General features: G+C 71.6%; 20 protein-coding genes. All 20 read left to right on the top strand.

Translation table 11 applies throughout. From position 1 onward, the window contains the following. The first annotated feature begins 96 nt into the window (after window positions 1–96). Entirely contained in the window at window positions 97–453 is a 357-nt protein-coding gene (locus VKZ81_RS13105) for a hypothetical protein (protein WP_324241795.1), read from the top strand. An 11-nt stretch (window positions 454–464) separates the two neighbouring features. Further along, a complete protein-coding gene (locus VKZ81_RS13110) occupies window positions 465–1,157 on the top strand; it encodes a demethylmenaquinone methyltransferase (protein WP_324241796.1) in 693 nt (230 codons plus the stop codon). 130 nt (window positions 1,158–1,287) lie between these two features. After that, a complete protein-coding gene (locus tag VKZ81_RS13115) occupies window positions 1,288–2,580 on the top strand; it encodes a geranylgeranyl reductase family protein (RefSeq protein WP_324241797.1) in 1,293 nt (430 codons plus the stop codon). A 103-nt stretch (window positions 2,581–2,683) separates the two neighbouring features. After that, on the top strand, window positions 2,684–3,049 hold the full coding sequence (locus tag VKZ81_RS13120; RefSeq protein WP_324241798.1) for an NADH-quinone oxidoreductase subunit A: 366 nt from the start codon (window positions 2,684–2,686) through the stop codon (window positions 3,047–3,049). 1 nt (window position 3,050) lies between these two features. Continuing rightward, the gene (locus VKZ81_RS13125; protein ID WP_324241799.1) at window positions 3,051–3,617 is read left to right on the top strand and encodes a NuoB/complex I 20 kDa subunit family protein; all 567 of its coding nucleotides are present in this window, start codon (window positions 3,051–3,053) and stop codon (window positions 3,615–3,617) included. Window positions 3,618–3,623: 6 nt separating this feature from the next. Then, on the top strand, window positions 3,624–4,490 hold the full coding sequence (locus VKZ81_RS13130; RefSeq protein ID WP_324241800.1) for an NADH-quinone oxidoreductase subunit C: 867 nt from the start codon (window positions 3,624–3,626) through the stop codon (window positions 4,488–4,490). Beyond that, window positions 4,487–5,812, top strand: a complete 1,326-nt coding sequence (locus VKZ81_RS13135) for an NADH-quinone oxidoreductase subunit D (protein ID WP_324241801.1) — start codon at window positions 4,487–4,489, stop codon at window positions 5,810–5,812. Before VKZ81_RS13130 ends, VKZ81_RS13135 begins: the two co-directional genes overlap by 4 nt. Further along, window positions 5,809–6,609 (top strand): NADH-quinone oxidoreductase subunit NuoE, encoded by an 801-nt coding sequence (nuoE, locus tag VKZ81_RS13140; protein WP_324241802.1) that lies wholly within the window; start codon window positions 5,809–5,811, stop codon window positions 6,607–6,609. Before VKZ81_RS13135 ends, nuoE begins: the two co-directional genes overlap by 4 nt. Next, on the top strand, window positions 6,609–7,925 hold the full coding sequence (gene nuoF, locus VKZ81_RS13145; RefSeq protein WP_324241803.1) for an NADH-quinone oxidoreductase subunit NuoF: 1,317 nt from the start codon (window positions 6,609–6,611) through the stop codon (window positions 7,923–7,925). The genes nuoE and nuoF overlap by 1 nt, the downstream gene beginning before the upstream one ends. Continuing rightward, window positions 7,922–10,375: an NADH-quinone oxidoreductase subunit G gene (locus VKZ81_RS13150; protein ID WP_324241804.1), complete on the top strand. Its 2,454-nt coding sequence runs from the start codon at window positions 7,922–7,924 to the stop codon at window positions 10,373–10,375. The genes nuoF and VKZ81_RS13150 overlap by 4 nt, the downstream gene beginning before the upstream one ends. A 23-nt stretch (window positions 10,376–10,398) precedes the next feature. Beyond that, window positions 10,399–11,679, top strand: coding sequence for an NADH-quinone oxidoreductase subunit NuoH (gene nuoH / locus VKZ81_RS13155; protein WP_324241882.1), 1,281 nt, complete (start codon window positions 10,399–10,401; stop codon window positions 11,677–11,679). After that, a complete protein-coding gene (gene nuoI, locus VKZ81_RS13160; RefSeq protein WP_324241805.1) occupies window positions 11,680–12,222 on the top strand; it encodes an NADH-quinone oxidoreductase subunit NuoI in 543 nt (180 codons plus the stop codon). It abuts the gene before it with no gap. Then, window positions 12,219–13,046, top strand: a complete 828-nt coding sequence (locus VKZ81_RS13165; protein ID WP_324241806.1) for an NADH-quinone oxidoreductase subunit J — start codon at window positions 12,219–12,221, stop codon at window positions 13,044–13,046. Before nuoI ends, VKZ81_RS13165 begins: the two co-directional genes overlap by 4 nt. Continuing rightward, window positions 13,043–13,342, top strand: coding sequence for an NADH-quinone oxidoreductase subunit NuoK (gene nuoK / locus VKZ81_RS13170; protein WP_324241807.1), 300 nt, complete (start codon window positions 13,043–13,045; stop codon window positions 13,340–13,342). Before VKZ81_RS13165 ends, nuoK begins: the two co-directional genes overlap by 4 nt. 60 nt (window positions 13,343–13,402) lie before the next feature. Continuing rightward, on the top strand, window positions 13,403–15,391 hold the full coding sequence (nuoL, locus tag VKZ81_RS13175; protein ID WP_324241808.1) for an NADH-quinone oxidoreductase subunit L: 1,989 nt from the start codon (window positions 13,403–13,405) through the stop codon (window positions 15,389–15,391). After that, the gene (locus VKZ81_RS13180) at window positions 15,388–16,992 is read left to right on the top strand and encodes an NADH-quinone oxidoreductase subunit M (RefSeq protein ID WP_324241809.1); all 1,605 of its coding nucleotides are present in this window, start codon (window positions 15,388–15,390) and stop codon (window positions 16,990–16,992) included. Before nuoL ends, VKZ81_RS13180 begins: the two co-directional genes overlap by 4 nt. Next, window positions 16,989–18,611, top strand: coding sequence for an NADH-quinone oxidoreductase subunit NuoN (gene nuoN / locus VKZ81_RS13185; RefSeq protein ID WP_414709369.1), 1,623 nt, complete (start codon window positions 16,989–16,991; stop codon window positions 18,609–18,611). The genes VKZ81_RS13180 and nuoN overlap by 4 nt, the downstream gene beginning before the upstream one ends. 22 nt (window positions 18,612–18,633) lie before the next feature. Beyond that, entirely contained in the window at window positions 18,634–19,635 is a 1,002-nt protein-coding gene (locus tag VKZ81_RS13190) for a polyprenyl synthetase family protein (protein ID WP_324241810.1), read from the top strand. 90 nt (window positions 19,636–19,725) lie between these two features. Beyond that, complete coding sequence (locus VKZ81_RS13195) at window positions 19,726–19,893, top strand: hypothetical protein (RefSeq protein ID WP_324241811.1); 168 nt, start codon at window positions 19,726–19,728, stop codon at window positions 19,891–19,893. A 13-nt stretch (window positions 19,894–19,906) separates the two neighbouring features. Beyond that, on the top strand, window positions 19,907–20,299 hold the full coding sequence (locus VKZ81_RS13200; RefSeq protein WP_324241812.1) for a hypothetical protein: 393 nt from the start codon (window positions 19,907–19,909) through the stop codon (window positions 20,297–20,299). Window positions 20,300–20,330: the final 31 nt, after the last annotated feature.

Here is a 20,330-nt window from a genome sequence, read left to right on the forward strand (position 1 = left end):
AAGTGGCTTTCCTGAAGATGGGCCCTGGCGACCTCCCCCAACCCGCCGCGGCCCGATCGGGTCGTCCCGCCGTGACCGGAGCGGAGAGGGGGTCGGATGGACGACCGGTCGGGAGCGGCGTCGCACGTCGGGCCGGGCTGCGCGCTCGGTGCCGTCGTGGGCGGCGCCGCGGGGTTCGTCGCGATCAGGCAGGTGCTCGTCGCCTGGGCCGAGTGCGACGTGGGGATCAACGCGAGCGCCAACCTCTACTACCTCGTGTTCGTCGTCTGGCCGCCGCTGGCGTTGCTGAACGCCGTCGTGATCACCGCGGCGTACGCGGCGGCGGCCCGCCGGGCGGGCCGGTGGGTGGCGCTGGGGGTGGCGCTGCTCGCGGCCGTCCTGCTCGCCGTGGTCGCGGCGGTCGCGGTGCCCGGACTGCTCACCCCCGACGACTACCCGTTGACCTGCGCGTAGCGTTCCCGTCCGTGAGCCGCGCCGACCTCGACAAGGACCCGCGTGACGTCGCTGCGATGTTCGACGGCGTCGCGCGCCGCTACGACCTGACCAACACGGTCCTCACCGCGGGCCAGGACCGGCGGTGGCGGCGGCTCACCCGGCAGGCGCTCGCGCTGCGGCCCGGCGAGCGGGTGCTCGACCTCGCCGCCGGCACCGCGGTCTCGACGGTCGAGCTGCAGCGCTCGGGCGCGTGGTGCGTGGCGGCCGACTTCTCGCTCGGCATGCTGCGGGCGGGCGCCCACCGGCCGGTGCCGAAGGTGGCGGCCGACGCGCTGCGCCTGCCGTTCTGCGACGGCGCGTTCGACGCGGTCACGATCTCGTTCGGCCTGCGCAACGTCGCCGACCCCGACGCGGCGCTCGCCGAACTCGCGCGGGTGACCCGGCCGGGCGGGCGGCTCGTCGTCTGCGAGTTCAGCCGGCCGACCCTGCCCGGGTTCCGCGGCGCCTACTACGTGGGGTTGGAGCACGTGCTGCCCGCCATCGCCCGCCGGGTGTCGAGCAACCCGGACGCCTACGTCTACCTGGGCGAGTCCATCCGCGACTGGCCCGCTCAGGCCGAGCTCGCGAGCCGCATCGCGAAGGCGGGCTGGGGCGAGGTCGCCTGGCGCAACCTGGCCTTCGGCGTGGTGGCGCTGCACCGGGCCACCCGCCCGGCGCGCTGACCCCGGCGGGCGCCGTCGAACCCCGCCTGCGGCGGGTGGGGCACCCGGGTCGACCAACCTGCGCGGGCGTCGCTGGACCAGGGTGCTTAGACTCGGGGGCGACTTCGTGAATCCGTTCACAAGGAGCCGCATGGCCGCGCCCGTACCCACCACAGCGGACGCCGACGTCATCGTCGTCGGCGCGGGTCCTGCCGGATCCACCGCCGCCGCGTACCTCGCCAGGGCCGGGCTGGACGTCCTGCTGCTGGAGAAGTCCACCTTCCCGCGCCCCAAGGTGTGCGGCGACGGCTTCACCCCGCGCGGCATGAAGCAGCTCATCGACCTCGGCATCGACTGCTCCGAGGCCAACGGCTGGCTGCACAACAAGGGCCTGCGGGTCGTGGGCGGCGGGGTCACCCTCGAGCTGGAGTGGCCCACGCTCGCGAACTTCCCCAACTACGGCGCCGTGCGCCCCCGGCAGGACTTCGACGAGCTGCTCGTGCGCCACGCCGAGAAGCTCGGCGCCCGCCTGCAGGAGGACACCACGATCAGCCAGGCGATCGTCGACGACCGCACCGGGCGCGTCGTCGGCGTCAGCGGCAGCGTGGGCAAGGGCAAGGAGAAGCGGCCCGTCTCCTACCGCGCGCCGATCACGCTGGCCTGCGACGGGGTGAGCGCCCGCCTCGCGCTCTCGGTCGGGCTGGTCAAGCGCGAGGACCGCCCGATGGGCGTGGCCGTGCGCCGCTACTACAAGTCCCCCCGGACCAACGACGACTACCTCGAGAGCCACCTGGAGCTGTGGGACCGCTCCGACCCGCGCAACCCGAAGCTGCTGCCCGGCTACGGCTGGATCTTCGGGATGGGCGACGGCACCTCGAACGTCGGGCTCGGGATCCTGTCCACGTCGAAGGCCTACGGCAACACCGACTACCGGGCGCTGCTGAAGTCCTGGTTGGACGGCACGCCGGAGGAGTGGGGCTACCGCGACGAGAACGCGGTCGGCCCCGTCGGCGGCGCCGCACTGCCGATGGGCTTCAACCGCACCCCGCACTACCGCCCGGGCATGCTGCTGGTCGGCGACGCGGGCGGCATGGTCAACCCGTTCAACGGGGAGGGCATCGCCTATGCGATGGAGTCCGCGTCGATCGCTGCCCGCTGCGTGGTGCAGGCCCACGCCCGCTCCGGCGCGTCCGCCGAGGCGGCGCTGGCCGGCTACCCGGCGGCGATGAGCCAGGCGCTCGGCAGCTACTACCGCATCGGCAACCTGTTCTCGAAGCTCATCGGCAACCCGACGATCATGGGCATGGCCACGAAGTACGGCCTGCCGCGCACCACGCTCATGCGCTTCATCCTGAAGCTGCTCGCCAACCTGTACGACCCGAAGGACGGCGCGGTCAGCGACCGCGTCATCACCGCGATGACCAGGCTCACACCGAGCTTGTAGTAAGGCTTGCCTGGGTCCGGGCGGGCCGCCCGCCCGACCTAGGGTCCCCGGCGGAATCAATAAAGCGATTCGAAGACGAAGACGAGACGACGAGGGTGAACGGATGCTGGACCCCTACCTCCCGCTGGTGCTGCTGTTCGCTCTGGCAGGGGCGTTCGCCCTGTTCTCGGTGGCGGTAGCGCCGCTGGTCGGCCCCCGGCGCTACAACCGCGCGAAGCTCGACGCCTACGAGTGCGGCATCGAGCCCTCGCCGCAGCCCGTCGTGGGCGGCGGCCGCATGCCGGTCGCCTTCTACCTCACGGCGATGCTGTTCATCCTGTTCGACATCGAGATGGTCTTCCTCTACCCGTTCGCGGTGAGCGCCGACGCGCTCGGCCTGTTCGGGCTGGTGGAGATCGTGCTGTTCATCGTCACGGTCGGCTTCGCCTACGTCTACGTGTGGCGGCGCGGCGGGCTGGATTGGAACTGAGATGGGTCTCGAAGAGCACCTGCCCAGCGGCGTACTGCTGACCAGCGTCGAGAAGCTGGTCAACTGGACGCGCAAGTCCTCGCTGTGGCCCGCGACGTTCGGGCTCGCCTGCTGCGCCATCGAGATGATGACCACCGGCGCGCCCCGCTACGACCTCGCGCGCTTCGGCATGGAGGTCTTCCGCGCATCTCCGCGCCAGGCGGACCTGATGATCGTCGCGGGCCGCGTGAGCAACAAGATGGCGCCGGTCCTGCGCCAGATCTACGACCAGATGCCCGAGCCCCGCTGGGTGCTCGCGATGGGCGTGTGCGCCTCCTCCGGCGGCATGTTCAACAACTACGCGATCGTCCAGGGGGTCGACCACATCGTGCCCGTCGACATGTACCTGCCGGGCTGCCCGCCCCGGCCGGAGATGCTGATGGACGCGATCCTCAAGCTCCACGCCAAGATCATGGACGAGCCGCTCGGGCGCAGGCGGGCCGCCGAGCTGGCCGAGAGCGGCCACAAGACCGAGCTGGTGCCGTCGTCGATCAAGTTCGCCCCCAAGAAGAAGCTGGCGGGGAAGTGACCCGGAATGGCTGACGAGAACACCGGCACCTCCAAGGACGACGCCGAGCGCACCGGCGCCCCGCACTCCTCGGCGCAGGAGAGCGGCTCGGACGCCGCCGAGCGGCGCGAGCGCGGCGCCCAGGACGCGAAAGCCGGCCAGGTCGAGCAGGCCTCGGCGCCTGCCGACGCCCCGTCCGCGGGCGGCGACCTGACCACCCCCGAGGGCGGCACCCGCGTTCCGCCGATGCGCGAGCGCCGAGGCATGTTCGGCGTCGCCGACTCCGGCGACACGTCCGGGTTCGGCGGCCTGCGCCTGCCCGGGTACGTGCCCGCCCCCGCCGAGCGGCCCTTCGGCGGCTGGTTCGACGACTTCGTCGACGAGTTCGCCGAGGCCCTGGACGAGCGCGGCGTCCCGCGCGGCGCCGTGCAGCAGATCACGATCGACCGCGGCGAGATCACCTTCTACGTGCGCCGCGAGTCGATCGTCGACATCTGCCGCACCCTGCGCGACGAGGACGGCCTGCGCTTCGAGCTGTGCTCCTCGGTCTCCGGCGTCGACTACGGGGTGGACGTGCCGCAGCGGCTGCACGTCGTCTACCACCTGACGTCGATGACCTACCGGCGCCGCATCCGCCTCGAGGTGTCGCTCGACGTCGACGACCCGCACGTGCCCAGCATCGTGTCGGTCTACCCGACGGCCGACTGGCACGAGCGCGAGACCTGGGACATGTTCGGCATCGTCTTCGACGGCCACCCGGCCCTCACCCGGATCCTCATGCCGGACGACTGGGAGGGCCACCCGCAGCGCAAGGACTACCCGCTCGGCGGGATCCCGGTCGAGTACAAGGGGGCGGAGATCCCGCCGCCGGATCAGCGGAGGTCGTACACGTGAGCAGCGACACCTTCGACGCCTACGCCCCCCAGCGGGAGACCACCGAGGGCACGGTCTACACGGTCACCGGCGGTGACTGGGACACGCTCATCGACGAAGAGCACGACGACCGCATCATCATCAACATGGGCCCGCAGCACCCGTCCACCCACGGGGTGCTGCGCCTGGTGCTCGAGCTCGAGGGCGAGACGGTGCAGCAGGCCCGCTCGGTGATCGGCTACCTGCACACCGGCATCGAGAAGAACTGCGAGTACCGCACCTGGACCCAGGGCGTCACGTTCGTGACGCGCATGGACTACCTCTCGCCGCTGTTCAACGAGACCGCCTACTGCCTCGGCGTCGAGAAGCTGCTCGGGGTGGAGGCGCCGCGGCGGGCGCAGATCGCGCGGGTGCTGCTCATGGAGCTGACCCGCATCGGCTCGCACCTGGTCTGCCTCGCCACCGGCGGCATGGAGCTCGGCGCGCTCACCGGCATGACGGCCGGCTTCCGCGAGCGCGAGGAGGTCCTGCACCTCATGGAGTTCCTCACCGGCCTGCGGATGAACAACGCGTTCGTCCGGCCGGGCGGGCTCGCGCAGGACTTCCCCGAGGGCTGGGAGGAGCGGGTCGCCGACTTCCTCAAGGTCATGAAGAAGCGGCTGCCCGACTACGACAAGCTGCTCACCGAGCAGCCCATCTGGCGCCAGCGCCTGGAGGGCGTCGGCTACCTGCCGATCGACGGCTGCATCGCGCTCGGCGCCACCGGCCCGATCCTGCGCTCGGCCGGCCTGCCGTGGGACCTGCGCAAGGTCGAGCCGTACTGCGGCTACGAGGAGTACGACTTCGAGGTCCCGGTGGCCACCGAGGCCGACTGCTACGCCCGCTACCGGCTGCGCGTGGCCGAGATCCACGAGTCGCTGAAGATCATCGAGCAGGCGGCGGAGAAGCTGAAGGCCGAGCCCGGCCCGGTGATGGTCGAGGACCGCAAGATCGCCTGGCCGGCGCAGCTGTCCATCGGCGCCGACGGCATGGGCAACAGCCTCGAGCACGTGCGCAAGATCATGGGTCAGTCGATGGAGTCGCTGATCCACCACTTCAAGCTGGTCACCGAGGGCTTCGCGGTGCCGCCCGGCCAGGTGTACTCCACGGTCGAGTCGCCGCGCGGCGAGCTCGGCTACCACCTGGTCTCCGACGGCGGCACCCGGCCGCTGCGCGTCCACGTGCGCGAGCCCAGCTTCGTGAACCTGCAGACGATGCCGGCGATGTGCGAGGGCGGCATGGTCGCGGACGTCATCGCGTCCGTCGCGTCGATCGACCCCGTCATGGGAGGTGTTGACCGGTGACTCTCCCCGAGGGGACGCCGGAGTCCTACGGCCCGATCAGCGGGCCCGATGAGGTCGTCCGCGAGCCCGCGGTCGAGGACGCCGGGCCCGTGGTCGAGAAGTTCGACGAGCTCACCCGGCAGCGCACGAAGGAGATCATCGCGCGCTACCCGCAGCCCCGGTCGGCGCTGCTGCCGCTGCTGCACCTGGTGCAGTCGGTGGAGGGCTACGTCAGCCAGGACGGGATCCGGTACTGCGCCGACGCGCTGGACCTGACCACGGCCGAGGTCTCGGCGGTTGCGACCTTCTACACGATGTACAAGCGCAGCCCGTGCGGCCAGCACCTCGTGAGCGTGTGCACCAACACGCTGTGCGCCGCGCTGGGCGGCGACGAGATCTACCAGCGGCTGTCGGAGAAGCTCGGCGTCGGACACGAGGAGACCGCGGGCGAGCCGGGCACCGAGGGCTCCATCACGCTGGAGCACGCCGAGTGCCTCGCCGCCTGCGACTTCGCCCCGGTGCTGCAGGTCAACTACGAGTATTTCGACAACCAGACGCCGGAGAAGGCCGAGGAGCTGGTCGAGGCGCTGCAGCGGGGCGAGAAGCCGCACCCCACCCGCGGCGCCCCGCTGACCGACTTCCGCACCGCCGAGCTGGAGCTCGCCGGGATCTTCCCCGACCTCGACTCGAGCGTGGAGGGGCCGACGGCGGCGCCGGAGTCGCTGCGCGGCGCGCAGCTGGCCTCCGAGCGCGGCTGGACCGCCCCCGCGATGCCCGACACCCCGCCCGCGTTCCCTGCGCTGCCGGAGAAGAACTGATGGTGGACCAACTCACACCGGTGCTGACCCGGCGCTGGCAGTCCCCCCGCTCGTGGTCGATCGACACCTACGAGCAGCTCGAGGGCTACCAGGCCCTGCGGCACGCGCTCACCGCGCACCCGGACCAGATCATCCAGCTGGTGAAGGACTCCGGGCTGCGCGGCCGCGGCGGCGCGGGCTTCCCGACCGGCATGAAGTGGAGCTTCATCCCCCAGGGGCCCACCGGTCCGGGGGCGAAGCCCAAGTACCTCGTCGTCAACGCCGACGAGGGCGAGCCGGGTACCTGCAAGGACATCCCGACGATGATGGCCGACCCCCACGCGCTCATCGAGGGGTGCATCATCACCTGCTACGCGATCCGCGCGAACTTCTGCGCGATCTACGTGCGGGGCGAGGCGCTGCACTGCATCCGCAGGCTGCGCAAGGCCGTGGACGAGGCCCGGGCCAAGGGCTACCTCGGGCCGAACATCCTCGGCTCCGGGTTCGACCTCGAGATCGTGGTGCACGCCGGCGCGGGCGCCTACATCTGCGGCGAGGAGACGGCGCTCCTCGACTCCCTCGAAGGACGTCGCGGCCAACCTCGCCTCAAGCCTCCCTTCCCGGCCACCTCGGGGCTGTACGCCTCGCCGACGGTGGTGAACAACGTCGAGACGATCGCCTCGGTTCCCGCGATCGTGATGGGCGGCAGCGACTGGTTCCGCTCGATGGGCACCGAGAAGAGCCCCGGCCCGAAGATCTACTCGATCTCCGGGCACGTCGAGCGCCCCGGCCAGTACGAAGCGCCGCTGGGCACCACGCTGCGCCAGCTCCTGGAGCTGGCGGGCGGCATGAAGGACGGCATCCCGCTGAAGTTCTGGACGCCGGGCGGCTCGTCCACCCCGATCTTCACGGCCGAGCACCTCGACGTCCCGCTCGACTTCGAGGGCGCCGCCGCCGCGGGCTCGATGCTCGGCACCACGGCCGTGCAGGTCTTCAACGAGACCGTGTCGGTGCCGTGGGCCGTGATGAAGTGGACCGAGTTCTACAAGCACGAGTCGTGCGGCAAGTGCACGCCGTGCCGCGAGGGCACCTACTGGCTGGTGCAGATCCTCGAGCGGATGGTGCACGGCCAGGGCACCGAGGCCGACGTCGAGACGATGCTCGACATCTGCGACAACATCCTCGGCCGGTCCTTCTGCGCGCTGGGTGACGGCGCGACGAGCCCGATCACGAGCGCCATCAAGTACTTCCGCCAGGAGTTCCTCGACCTCATCGCGGAGCAGCCCGGGGTGAAGCGTCCGGAACAGCTGGACGATCTGGTTGGAGCCAAGGCATGACCATCGCCCCCGAGGAGAAGAAGGAGGCGCGGCCCGTCCCCGAGGGCCACGTCCGCCTCACGATCGACGGGATCGAGGTCGACGCCCCCAAGGGCGAGATCCTGATCCGCACCTGCGAGCGGCTCGGGATCGTCGTCCCCCGCTTCTGCGACCACCCGCTGCTCGACCCGGCGGGCGCCTGCCGCCAGTGCCTCGTCGAGGTGGAGATGGGCGGCCGGCCGATGCCCAAGCCGCAGGCCAGCTGCACCATGACCGTCGCCGACGGCATGGTCGTGCGCACGCAGCACACCTCCCCCGTGGCCAAGAAGGCCCAGGAGGGGGTGATGGAGCTGCTGCTCATCAACCACCCGCTCGACTGCCCGATCTGCGACAAGGGCGGCGAGTGCCCCCTGCAGAACCAGGCGATGAGCACGGGGCGCACCGACTCGCGGTTCGTCGACCAGAAGCGGACGTTCCCGAAGCCGCTGCCGATCTCCACCCAGGTGCTGCTGGACCGGGAGCGCTGCGTGCTGTGCCAGCGCTGCACCCGGTTCTCCGAGCAGATCGCGGGCGACCCGTTCATCGACCTGCTCGAGCGGGGCGCGCAGCAGCAGATCGGCACCGCGCAGGACAAGCCGTTCCAGAGCTACTTCTCCGGCAACACCATCCAGATCTGCCCGGTCGGCGCGCTCACCAGCGCGGCCTACCGGTTCCGCTCCCGCCCGTTCGACCTCGTCTCCACGCCGGGCGTCGACGAGCACACCGCAAGCGGCGCCGCGATCCGCATCGACAGCAGGCGCGGCACCGTGATGCGCCGCCTCGCGGGCAACGACCCCGAGGTCAACGAGGAGTGGATCGACGACAAGGCCCGCTTCGCGTTCCGCTACCTGCGCTCGAAGGGCCGCATCACCCGGCCGCTGGTCCGCGGCGCCGACGGGCAGCTGCACGAGGCCTCGTGGACCGAGGCGATGCGCGTCGCGGCCGACGGCCTGCTCGCCGCCCGCGAGCGGGGCATCGGCGTGCTCGCCGGCGGCCGGCTCACCGTCGAGGACGCCTACGCGTACGCGAAGTTCGCCCGCCTCGCGGCCGGCACCAACGACATCGACTTCCGGGCCCGCGTGAACTCGGCCGAGGAGCTGGACTTCCTCGCCTCCCACGTGGTCGGCCGGGGGCCTGCGCACCTGAGCTACAACCGGCTCGAGGCCGCGCCCGCGGTGTTGTGCGTCGCGCTGGAGCCGGAGGAGGAGGCGCCGATCGTCTACCTCCGGCTGCGCAAGGCGGCCCGCAAGCACGGCCAGCGCGTGTTCCACCTCGGCCAGTGGACCACCCCCGCGGTCGAGCGCACGTCGCTGGAGACCGGCTCGGCGGCGCCCGCCGCCAAGGACAACCTGATCCCGGCGGTGCCGGGGGCCGAGGCCGCGGTGCTCGCCGAGCTGCCGGAGCACGTCGTCGAGGCGCTCCGCGGCGGGGGCGTGATCCTCGTCGGCGAGCGTGCCGCCGAGGTGCCGGGCCTGTACTCCGCGGTCGCGGCGCTCGGCGAGCGCACCGGCGCGACGGTCGGCTGGGTGCCGCGCCGCGCGGGCGACCGCGGCGCCCTCGACGCGGGCGCGGTGCCCACGCTGCTGCCCGGCGGCCGCCCGGTGGCCGACGCCGCCGCGCGCGCCGAGGTCGAGAAGGCGTGGGGGCTCGCGGAGGGCACGCTGCCGGCCACCCCGGGCCGGGACACCGACGAGATCCTCGCCGCGGCGGCGAACGGCGAGCTGGCGGCCCTGGTCGTCGGCGGCGTCGACCCGTACGACCTCGCCGACCCGGACGCCGCGCTGGCGGCGCTGCGCGAGGTCGGGTTCCTCGTGAGCCTCGAGCTGCACACCTCGGCGGTCACCGAGCTGGCCGACGTGGTGCTGCCGGTGGCGCCGGACGCGCAGCGCTCGGGCAGCTACCTGAACTGGGAGGGGCGGCGGCGCGAGTTCGGCCCCGCGCTCGACGCGAGCGGCGTGCTGCCCGACTGCCGGGTGCTCGACACGCTCGCCGTCGAGATGGACGTCGACCTGTTCACGCAGACGCCCGCGGCCGCGGCGGGCGAGTTCGCCCGGCTCGGGGCGTGGGCGGGCCCGCGTCCCGCCGCGCCGTCGGTCCCGGCGGGCGAGCCGCTGCGGCCCGGGTTCGGGCAGGCGGTGCTCGCCACGTGGCGGCAGCTGATCGACAACTCGACGCTCGCGGTGGACGAGCCCGCGCTGGCCGGCACCGCGCGCCCGGCATACCTGCGGATCAACGCCGCGACGGCGCAGGTGCTCGGCCTGACCGAGGGGCGCCCGGGCACGGTGCGCACCGACCGGGGCGAGATCACGCTCCCGGTGGCGTTCGCGGACCTGCCCGACGGCGTGGTGTGGCTGCCGGGCAACTCCGGTGACTCCCGCGTCCGCGCCGTCCTCGGCGTCGGGCACGGTGACCTGGTGGGGGTGACGGCGTGACTGCCGACGTGCTTGCCCAGGGCATGACCCGCACGCAGGAGCTGCTGGCGGACGACCCGCTGTGGCTGATCCTGCTGAAGGTGGTCGGGCTCTTCGCGCTCGGCGTGGTCATGACCTTGTTCATGATCAACTGGGAGCGCAAGGTCGTGGCCCGGATGCAGCAGCGTCCCGGCCCGAACCGGGTGGGGCCGAACGGCTGGCTCCAGTCCTTGGCGGACGGGCTCAAGCTCGCGTTCAAGGAAGACATCATGCCGACGCTCGCCGACAAGCGGGTGTACTTCATCGCCCCGGTGATCTCGACGATCCCGGCGTTCGTGGCGTTCTCGGTGCTGCCGTTCGGCGGCGAGGTGTCGATCTTCGGCGAGCCGACGGTGCTGCAGCTGGTCGACCTGCCGGTCGGCGTGCTGGTGGTGCTCGCCTGCTCCTCGATCGGCGTCTACGGGATCGTGCTGGGCGGCTGGGCGTCCGGCTCGCCGTACTCACTGCTGGGGTCGCTGCGCTCCGCGGCCCAGGTGATCTCCTACGAGATCGCGCTCGGCCTGTCGATCGTCGGCGTGATCCTCTACGCGGGGTCGCTGTCGACGGCCGACATCGTGTCGGCGCAGGCGAGCGGCTGGTACCTGGTGCTGCTGGCGCCGAGCTTCGTGGTCTTCGTCATCTCGATGGTCGGCGAGACCAACCGGGCCCCGTTCGACCTGCCCGAGGCGGAGTCGGAGCTGGTCGGCGGCTTCCACACCGAGTACTCGTCGCTGAAGTTCGCGCTGTTCTTCCTGGCCGAGTACGTGAACATGGTGACCGTCTCGGCGATGGCCACCACCCTGTTCCTCGGCGGCGGGATGTGGCCGTGGCCGCTGTCGTTCCTGAACGGCAACGGCTGGCTCCAGTTCGTGGCCTTCCTGGTGAAGACGTTCGTCTTCCTGTTCGTGTTCATCTGGCTGCGGGGCACGCTGCCGCGGTTGCGCTACGACCAGTTCATGCGTTTCGGCTGGAAGGTGCTCGTTCCCGGCTCGCTGCTGTGGATCCTGGCGATCTTCGCGATCCGCACCTGGCGGACCAGCGGCGGCCAGGTCTCGGCGCTGCTGATCGGGCTGGGCATCGCGCTCGCGGTGGTGCTGCTGGTGGCGTTCCTGGTGCCCGACCGCAAGGTCGAGGGCCCGCCGCCGGTCCAGCCGGCGTCGGACTACCCGATCCCGCCGCTGGACCTGGAGGTGCCCAAGCCGCCGCGGCACAAGCTTCGCCCCCGCCGCGTGGAGCCGACCGCGGCCGAGCGCACGCCCGCGCTGAGCGGGAAGGAGAGCGAGTAGATGTTCGAGTTCTTCAAGGGCTTCGGCGTCACCTTCGGGACGATGTTCAAGAAGGTCGTCACCGAGGAGTACCCGGAGGACTTCCCACCCGCCGCGCCGCGCTACCACGGCCGCCACCAGCTCAACCGGCACCCGGACGGGCTGGAGAAGTGCGTGGGCTGCGAGCTGTGCGCGTGGGCCTGCCCCGCCGACGCGATCTACGTCGAGGGCGGCGACAACACCGAGGAGGAGCGCTACTCGCCCGGTGAGCGCTACGGCGCGGTCTACCAGATCAACTACCTGCGCTGCATCGGCTGCGGCCTGTGCATCGAGGCCTGCCCCACCCGGTCGCTCACGATGACCAACTTCTACGAGCTGGCCGACGACAACCGGCAGGACCTGATCTACACCAAGGAGCAGCTGCTCGCGCCGCTGCTGCCCGGCATGGAGGCGCCGCCGCACCCGATGCGGCTCGGCGACGACGAGCAGGACTACTACGTGCAGGGGCCCGAACTGGCCCGCAAGGGCGCCGAGAACGATCCGGTGGGGGAGCAGGTCAAGTGACTGTCGATCTCCTCGCGCAGGCCGCGCCCGACGCCGGCGCGGTCACCACGGGCGAGGCCATCACGTTCTGGATCATGGGCCCGCTCGCCCTGCTCGGCGCGCTCAGCATGGTGTTCGCCCGCAACGCCGTGCACTCGGCGCTCGGGCTCATCGGCGCGATGTTCTCGCTCGCGGTGCTCTACATCGTGCAGCAGGCACCGTTCCTCGGCTTCGTGCAGATCATCGTCTACACCGGCGCCGTGATGATGCTGTTCCTGTTCGTCCTGATGCTGGTCGGGCGGGACAGCTCGGACTCGGTCGTCGAGGTGCTGCGCGGGCAGCGGCTCACGGCGCTGGTGCTGGGCCTCGGGTTCGCGGTGCTGCTGGTGGCCGTGATCGGCCGCTCGCTCACCGCCGTCACCCCGGTCGGCCTCGCCGCGGGCGGCGCGGGCTCGACCGGCAACGTCACCGGCCTCGGCCGGCTGATCTTCACCGAGTACCTGTTCGCGTTCGAGCTCACCTCGGCGCTGCTCATCACCGCCGCGCTGGGCGCGATGGTGCTCGGCTACGCGCAGGGCCGCGGCCACGCCAAGCGCGGCCAGCGCGCCACCGTCGAGGCGCGGCTGCGGGGCGAGCACGACCGGATCTCCCCCCTGCCCGGCCCCGGCGTCTACGCCACGGGCAACTCGGTGGCCGTGCCCGCCGTGCTGCCGGACGGCTCGATCGCGCCCGAGTCGATCTCGGAGATCATCGACGCCACGCCGGTGCGGGAGGTCGCGGACGAGCCCCGTCCCGACGCGCGCGCCCTGACCGGGGGCCGCGCCGAGAACGAGGAGTCCAAGTGACCCCCACCTACTACCTGCTGCTCTCCGCGCTGCTGTTCTCGATCGGCGCGGTCGGTGTGCTGGTGCGGCGCAACGCGATCGTCGTGTTCACGTGCATCGAGCTGATGCTGAACGCCGTCAACCTCTCGCTCGTCACGTTCGCGCGCATCAACGGCGCGCTCGACGGCCAGGTCATGGCGTTCTTCGTGATGGTGGTGGCCGCGGCGGAGGTCGTCGTCGGTCTCGCGATCATCATGTCGATCTTCCGCACCCGCCGGACCGCGTCGATCGACGACGCGAACCTGCTCAAGTACTAGCCCACAAGGAGTGCTCCCCGTGCTCAGCCCACGCCACTGCAGGCGGTCAGAGGTGAACCGGTGAACGCCGTACTCGCCGCCGAGCTGCCGCAGGTCGCGGCGGCCACCGGGACGGCTTCGCTCGCATGGCTGCTCTTCGCGCTCCCCGCGGCCGGCTCGCTCGTGCTGTTCGTCCTCGGGCGGCGCGCCGACGCCTGGGGCCACTGGCTGGGCGTGCTCACGATCGCCGGCTCGTTCGTCATCGGCCTGCTGATCTTCCTGGAGACCGCGGGGCTCGCCCCGGAGCAGCGCACCCGGGAGCTGCCGCTCTTCGAGTGGATCGCCGTCGGTGGCCTGTCCATCGACTTCGGGCTGCGGCTCGACCCGCTGTCGCTCGTGTTCGTCCTGCTCATCACCGGCGTCGGCGGGCTGATCCACCTCTACGCCGTCGGCTACATGGCCCCGCACGGCGGGGAGGGCGACCCGGACGGGGCGACGGCGCGGCGCCGCTTCTTCGCCCAGTTCAACCTGTTCGTCACCGCGATGTTGCTGCTCGTGCTGGGCAACAACTTCGTGATGCTCTACCTCGGCTGGGAAGGCGTCGGCCTCGCGTCGTACCTGCTGATCGGCTTCTACCAGGACCGCCCGTCGGCCGCCACGGCCGCGAAGAAGGCGTTCCTCATGAACCGCGTCGGCGACGTCGGGCTCGCGATCGCGATCTTCCTGCTGTGGACGAACCTCGGCACGCTGCAGTACACGGACGTCTTCGAGCGGATCGGCGAGCTGTCCGGCGGCACGATCCTCGCGATCACCGTCCTGCTGCTGCTCGGCGCCTGCGGCAAGTCCGGCCAGTTCCCGCTGCAGGCGTGGCTCCCGGACGCGATGGAGGGCCCCACGCCGGTCTCCGCGCTGATCCACGCGGCCACGATGGTGACCGCGGGCGTGTACCTCATCGCCCGCACGAACCCGATCTACAACCTCACCGAGACGGGGCGGCTGGTCGTCGCGCTGGTCGGCGTGATCACCCTGCTGATCGGGGCGATCATCGGCTGCGCCTACGACGACATCAAGAAGGTGCTCGCCTACTCCACGGTGAGCCAGATCGGCTACATGATCCTGGCCGTCGGGCTCGGCCCCGCCGGCTACGCGCTCGGCATCTTCCACCTGCTCACCCACGGCTTCTTCAAGGCCGGGCTGTTCCTCGGGGCGGGCTCGGTGATGCACGCGATGCACGACGAGGTCAACATGCGCCGCTTCGGCGGCCTCGCCCGGTACATGCCCATCACGTTCGTCACGTTCGGGCTGGGCTACCTCGCGCTGATCGGCTTCCCGTTCTTCGCCGGCTACTACTCCAAGGACGAGATCATCGGCGCGGCCTTCGGTCAGCCCGGCTGGCAGGGCTGGGTGTTCGGTGGCGTGGCGACGTTCGCGGCCGGGCTCACCGCGTTCTACATGACGCGGCTGATGCTCATGACGTTCTTCGGCGAGAAGCGCTGGGAGAGGCTCAAGACCTCCGACGGCCACGACTACCACCCGCACGAGTCGCCCGCCGTGATGACCGTGCCGATGATCGTGATCGCGGTGGGTTCGGTCTTCTCCGGGATCGTGCTCGCCAGCAACCACCTGCTGGTCGACTGGCTCGTCCCGTCGCTGGGTGAGCTGGAGGAGCCGCACGGCGGCGCGATCGCCCACGAGTACGTGCCGTTCCTCGTGGTCGGGTTCTCCGCGCTCGGTGTGCTGATCGCGTGGCTGACCGTGGGCCGCAGGCCCACCCCGGTGGAGCGGCCCGAGCGGGTCTCGTTCCCCGTGCGCGCGGCCCGCAAGGACCTGTACGCCAACGCGATCAACGAGGCGCTCGTCGCGCGGCCAGGCACCTGGCTCGCGCGGGCGCTGGTCTACCTGGACAACCGGGGCGTCGACGGGCTGGTCAACGGCACGGCCGCCCTGCTCGGGGGCAGCTCGGGCCGGCTGCGCAGGCTGCAGACCGGGTTCGTCCGCTCCTACGCGCTCTCGATGCTCGGCGGCGGGGTGCTCGTCGTCGCGGCGCTGCTGGCGGTGCGGTTCGCATGAACGACGGAGGAAGCGTGCTTCTCCTGATCCTGCTGGTGCTGCCGCTCGTCGGCGCGCTGGTCGTGGCGCCGATGAGGGGCAACCCGAGCGGCGCCAAGCTCACCGCGATGGGCTTCGCGCTCGTGTCGCTGGTGTTCACGGTGATCGCGTGGCTGGCCTACTCGCCCGCGGCCGTCGAGCGGGGCATGCGGTTCCAGCTCGAGCTGAGCGTGCCGTGGATCCCGGCCTTCGGCACGAGCTTCTCCCTCGGCGTGGACGGCATCGCGCTGGCGATGATCGCCCTCATCGCGGTGCTCATGCCGATCGTCATGGGCTTCTCCTGGAACCAGGAGATCCCCGAGGGCCGCACCGCGTCGGGCTTCTTCGCGCTGCTGCTGGCCACACAGGGCCTGCTCGTCGGCGTGTTCGCGGCCACCGACGTGTTCCTGTTCTACGTGTTCTTCGAGGCCATGCTGGTCCCGATGTACTTCCTCATCGGGCGCTTCGGCGGCCCGCGCAGGCAGTACGCGGCGGTGAAGTTCTTCCTGTACTCGCTGCTCGGCGGGCTGATCATGCTGGCCTCGGTGATCGGGCTGTACGTGGTCAGCGGCTCCCGGCTGGAGCGGGCCACCTTCTCCTGGGAGGAGCTGCAGTCGATCGCGGCCACCGTGCCGGAGTCCACGCAGATCTGGCTGTTCCTCGGGTTCTTCGTCGCGTTCGCGATCAAGGCGCCGCTGGTGCCGTTCCACACCTGGCTGCCCGACGCCGGTGCCGAGGCACCGATCGGGGCCGGTGTGCTGCTCGTCGGCGTGCTGGACAAGGTCGGCACGTTCGGGTTCCTGCGCTACTGCCTGCCGCTGTTCCCGGCCGCGTCGCAGCGGCTCGCCCCGCTCGTGCTCACGCTCGCGGTCATCGGGATCATCTACGCGGCGCTGCTCGCCGTGGCCCAGAGCGACCTGAAGCGGTTCGTCTCCTACACCTCGGTGGCCCACTTCGGGTTCATCGCGCTGGGGATCTTCGCGTTCTCCTCGCAGTCGTTCGCGGGCGCGACGCTCTACATGGTCAACCACGGCATCTCGACCGGGATGCTGTTCATCGTCGTCGGCCTGCTGATCGCCCGCGGCGGCTCGCGCCTCATCCCCGACTACGGCGGCGTGCACAAGCTCGCCCCGCTGCTCGCGGGCACGTTCCTCGTGGCCGGGCTCTCGTCGCTGGCGCTGCCGGGCACCAACTCGTTCGTGAGCGAGTTCCTGGTGCTCGTCGGGTCGTTCCCGCGGGAGCCGGTCTTCACGATCGTGGCGACGGTCGGGATCATCTTCGCGGCCCTGTACGTGCTGTGGGTCTACCAGCAGACCATGCAGGGCCCGGTGCGCGGCGCCGCCGTGCTCGGCGCGCTGGAGCGCGCGGGCGGCCCCGGCACCATGATCGCCCCGGAGGCCGCGGCGAGGAAGGGCGCGTTCCCCGACCTGTCCGGCCGTGAGATCGCGGTGCTCACGCCGTTGATCGTGCTGATCATCGTGCTCGGCTTCTTCCCCGGGCCGGTGCTCGACGTCATCAACCCCTCGGTGGTGGCCACCCTCAACGAGGTGGGCCTCGCCGACCCGGTGGGAGGTATCCAGTGACCGAGTTCGCGAGCGGGCCTTCGGCGCTGACCACGCTCGCCCAGGGCAGGTTCAGCGTGCCACCCATCGACTACCCCGCGATCGCGCCGCTGCTGATCATCCTCGGCGCGGCGTGCGTCGCCGTGCTCCTGGAGGCGTTCCTGCCCCGCCACCAGCGCTGGCCGGCGCAGGTGGCGCTCTCGATCGCCGCGCTCGGCGGGGCCGGGCTCGCCCTCGGCCTGTACGCGGGCGGCAGCCCCGACGCCATCACCACGCTGGCCGACACGGTCGCCGTGGACCGCCCCACCCTGTTCCTGTGGGGCGCGCTGCTGGCGCTCGGGCTGGCCGGCGTGCTGCTGATCGCCGACCGTTCCGTGGAGCCGGGCGGGCCCATCCTCGCCTCGGCCGCCGCGCGGGCCGCCGCGGGCGGGGGCACGAGCACGCTCACCGAGCCGCCGCACGACCGCTCCTACGGCGCCCCCGGGCTCCCGCCCACCATGCAGACCGAGGTCTTCCCGTTCACGCTGTTCGCGCTCGGCGGGATGATGACCTTCGTCGCGGCGAACGACCTGCTCACGATGTTCGTGGCGCTCGAGGTGCTGTCGCTGCCGCTGTATCTGATGTGCGGGCTCGCCCGGCGGCGCAGGCTGCTGTCGCAGGAGGCGGCCGTCAAGTACTTCCTGCTGGGCGCGTTCGCGTCGGCGTTCTTCCTCTACGGGCTCGCGCTGATCTACGGCTACGCCGGGTCGGTGCGGTTCACCGAGATCGCGACCGCCGCCGTGGGCTCCGCGGCGTCCGATGCGCTGCTGCTCGGCGGGCTCGCGCTGCTCGTGGTCGGCCTGCTGTTCAAGGGCTCGGTCGGGCCGTTCCACACCTGGACGCCGGACGTGTACCAGGGCGCGCCGACGCCGGTCACCGCGTTCATGGCGGCCTGCACCAAGATCGCGGCGTTCGGCGCGATCCTGCGCGTCCTGCACGTCGCGTTCGGCGACATGCGCTGGGAGTGGCGCGGCGTGCTGTGGGCCGTCGCGATCGTGTCGATGGCGATCGGGGCGGTGCTCGGTCTCACCCAGACCGACATCAAGCGCATGGTCGCGTACTCGTCGGTGGCCCACGCGGGCTTCCTGCTCGTGGGTGCCATCGCCATCACCGAGGCGGGCGTGTCGAGCACGATGTTCTACCTGCTCGCCTACGGCTTCACCACGCTCGCCGTGTTCGGGGTGATCAGCCTCGTCCGCGACGCCGACGGCGAGGCCACCCACCTGTCGCAGTGGGCGGGGCTGGCGAAGCGCTCCCCGATGGTGGCGGGCGTGATGACGTTCCTGCTGCTCGCGCTGGCGGGCATCCCGCTCACGAGCGGCTTCACCGCGAAGTTCGCGGTGTTCGCCGCGGCCCTCGGGGACGGGATGGCGCCGCTCGTGGTGATCGCGCTCGTCGCGAGCGCCGTGGCCGCCTTCTACTACATCCGCGTGATCGTGCTCATGTACTTCAGCGAGCCGGCCGCGGACGGCCCGACGGTCACCGTGCCCGGCGCGTTCACCACGGCCGCCATCACGCTCGGCGTGATCGTCACGCTACTGCTCGGAATCGCCCCGACGCTGGCCCTGAACTGGGCCGCGGGCGGCGGGTTCACAGGCTGACGACCGTGAAAAGCTGGGGGACGTGAACGCGAACGCGATTGCGGGCGTCGAGCTCGCAGACCCGGGGCTCGCCGCCTCCACGGCGGAGGGCCTCTCCCGCGTGGAGGAGCTGCTGCACCGGGAGGTGCACAGCGACTACCAGTTCGTCACCGAGACGTCGCTGCACCTGATCGACGCAGGCGGCAAGCGGTTCCGCCCGCTCTTCACGCTGCTGGCGGCGCAGGTCGGCCCTCGGCCGGACGACGAGAACGTGCTCACGGCCGCGGCGGTGGTCGAGCTGATCCACCTCGCCACGCTCTACCACGACGACGTCATGGACTCGGCCACGATGCGCCGCGGGGCGGAGAGCGCCAACTCGCGGTGGGACAACACCGTGGCGATCCTCACCGGGGACTTCCTGTTCGCCCACGCGTCGCGCCTCGTGGCCGACCTCGGGCCGGAAGCCGTGCGGATCATCGCCGAGACCTTCGCCGAGCTCGTCACGGGCCAGATGCGCGAGACCCGCGGCCCGCGCCCCGGCGAGGACCCGGTGGAGCACTACCTCGCCGTCGTGGCGGAGAAGACCGGCTCGTTGATCGCGACGTCGGGGCGGTACGGGGGCATGTTCTCCGGGTGCGCACCGGAGCACGTGGAGGCGTTGCGCCGCTTCGGCGCGATGATCGGCACCGCCTTCCAGATCTCCGACGACGTCATCGACATCGCGTCGTCGGCGGCGAGTTCCGGCAAGACCCCCGGCACGGACCTCCGCGAGGGCGTCCACACCCTGCCGATGCTGTACGCCCTCCAGGAGACCGGTCCTGCCGCCGACCGCCTGGGCGTGCTGCTGTCGAAGCCCATCAGCGACGACGCCGAGGTCGACGAGGCGCTCGACCTGCTGCGCACCGGCCCGGGCCTGGCCCGCGCCCGCGACGTGCTGGCCGAGCAGGCGGCTGCCGCGCGTGAGGAGCTGCGCAAGCTGCCGGAGTGCCCCGCCACGGAAGCGCTGGCCTCCCTCACGACGTACGTGGTGGACCGCACCGCCTGACCGGCGCTTCCGCCCGCCGGGAGAGCACTGGCCTGACGCCGCAGATCATGTCACCGTAATGGGGCGACTGCGGAGGGTCAGGGGGGACCGGTGGCGCACGCCCGAGCGTGGTGGTTGGTGGCGCTGATCGCGGTACCCGCCGTTCTCGCGGGCATCGCCCTGCTGTGGGTCGAGCGGCCACCCCCGGATCCCGCCGGCTCGGCCGCGGGGCTGGGCGTCCCGGCCGAGCGGGTCTCCGCACGGGGATCCATCGGCTAGAGGGGGAGGCGGCGTGTTGGCGACGTTCGGGCAGGTCTGGTTCCTGTGCGTGCTCGCGTTCCTCGCGGGGTCGGCGGTGACGTGGCTGTTGTTCGTGCGCCCGCACCGGCGGAGGACCGCGCACCCGCTGTTCCGCCCCGCGCCGCCGCGGATCCTCCACGCGGCGGCCGGCCCGCTGCGCCGCACCCGGCGGCCCGAGCCGCCCGAGCCGCCGGCACCGTCGGAGCCCGCGCTCGCGAACCTCGACACGCACGGGAGGGAACCGACGACGCGGCGGCCCGGGTCGAGCGCGGCCGGCGCTCTCGACCGCCTCGGCGTGGCCGGCGGGGCGGAGCCCTCGCCGCCGATCGAGATCCCCACGCAGGGCGGGCCCGTCGACGAGCCGGGATCCGGCGAAAGCAGGTGATCGCACCCCACGGCCGGGTGGTCGGGCGCCA

Origin of the sequence: Pseudonocardia sp., assembly GCF_035305885.1 — a bacterium.
Taxonomy (GTDB): domain Bacteria; phylum Actinomycetota; class Actinomycetes; order Mycobacteriales; family Pseudonocardiaceae; genus Pseudonocardia.

What these genes read in the sequence shown, in the direction of transcription:
- VKZ81_RS13120 (WP_324241798.1), top strand. Translation starts at nt 2,684, where the DNA reads ATGCTGGACCCCTACCTCCCGCTGGTGCTGCTGTTCGCTCTGGCAGGG.
- VKZ81_RS13115 (WP_324241797.1), top strand. Translation starts at nt 1,288, where the DNA reads ATGGCCGCGCCCGTACCCACCACAGCGGACGCCGACGTCATCGTCGTC.
- VKZ81_RS13180 (WP_324241809.1), top strand. Translation starts at nt 15,388, where the DNA reads ATGAACGACGGAGGAAGCGTGCTTCTCCTGATCCTGCTGGTGCTGCCG.
- nuoI (WP_324241805.1), top strand. Translation starts at nt 11,680, where the DNA reads ATGTTCGAGTTCTTCAAGGGCTTCGGCGTCACCTTCGGGACGATGTTC.
- VKZ81_RS13130 (WP_324241800.1), top strand. Translation starts at nt 3,624, where the DNA reads ATGGCTGACGAGAACACCGGCACCTCCAAGGACGACGCCGAGCGCACC.
- VKZ81_RS13150 (WP_324241804.1), top strand. Translation starts at nt 7,922, where the DNA reads ATGACCATCGCCCCCGAGGAGAAGAAGGAGGCGCGGCCCGTCCCCGAG.
- nuoH (WP_324241882.1), top strand. Translation starts at nt 10,399, where the DNA reads ATGACCCGCACGCAGGAGCTGCTGGCGGACGACCCGCTGTGGCTGATC.
- nuoF (WP_324241803.1), top strand. Translation starts at nt 6,609, where the DNA reads ATGGTGGACCAACTCACACCGGTGCTGACCCGGCGCTGGCAGTCCCCC.
- VKZ81_RS13125 (WP_324241799.1), top strand. Translation starts at nt 3,051, where the DNA reads ATGGGTCTCGAAGAGCACCTGCCCAGCGGCGTACTGCTGACCAGCGTC.
- VKZ81_RS13105 (WP_324241795.1), top strand. Translation starts at nt 97, where the DNA reads ATGGACGACCGGTCGGGAGCGGCGTCGCACGTCGGGCCGGGCTGCGCG.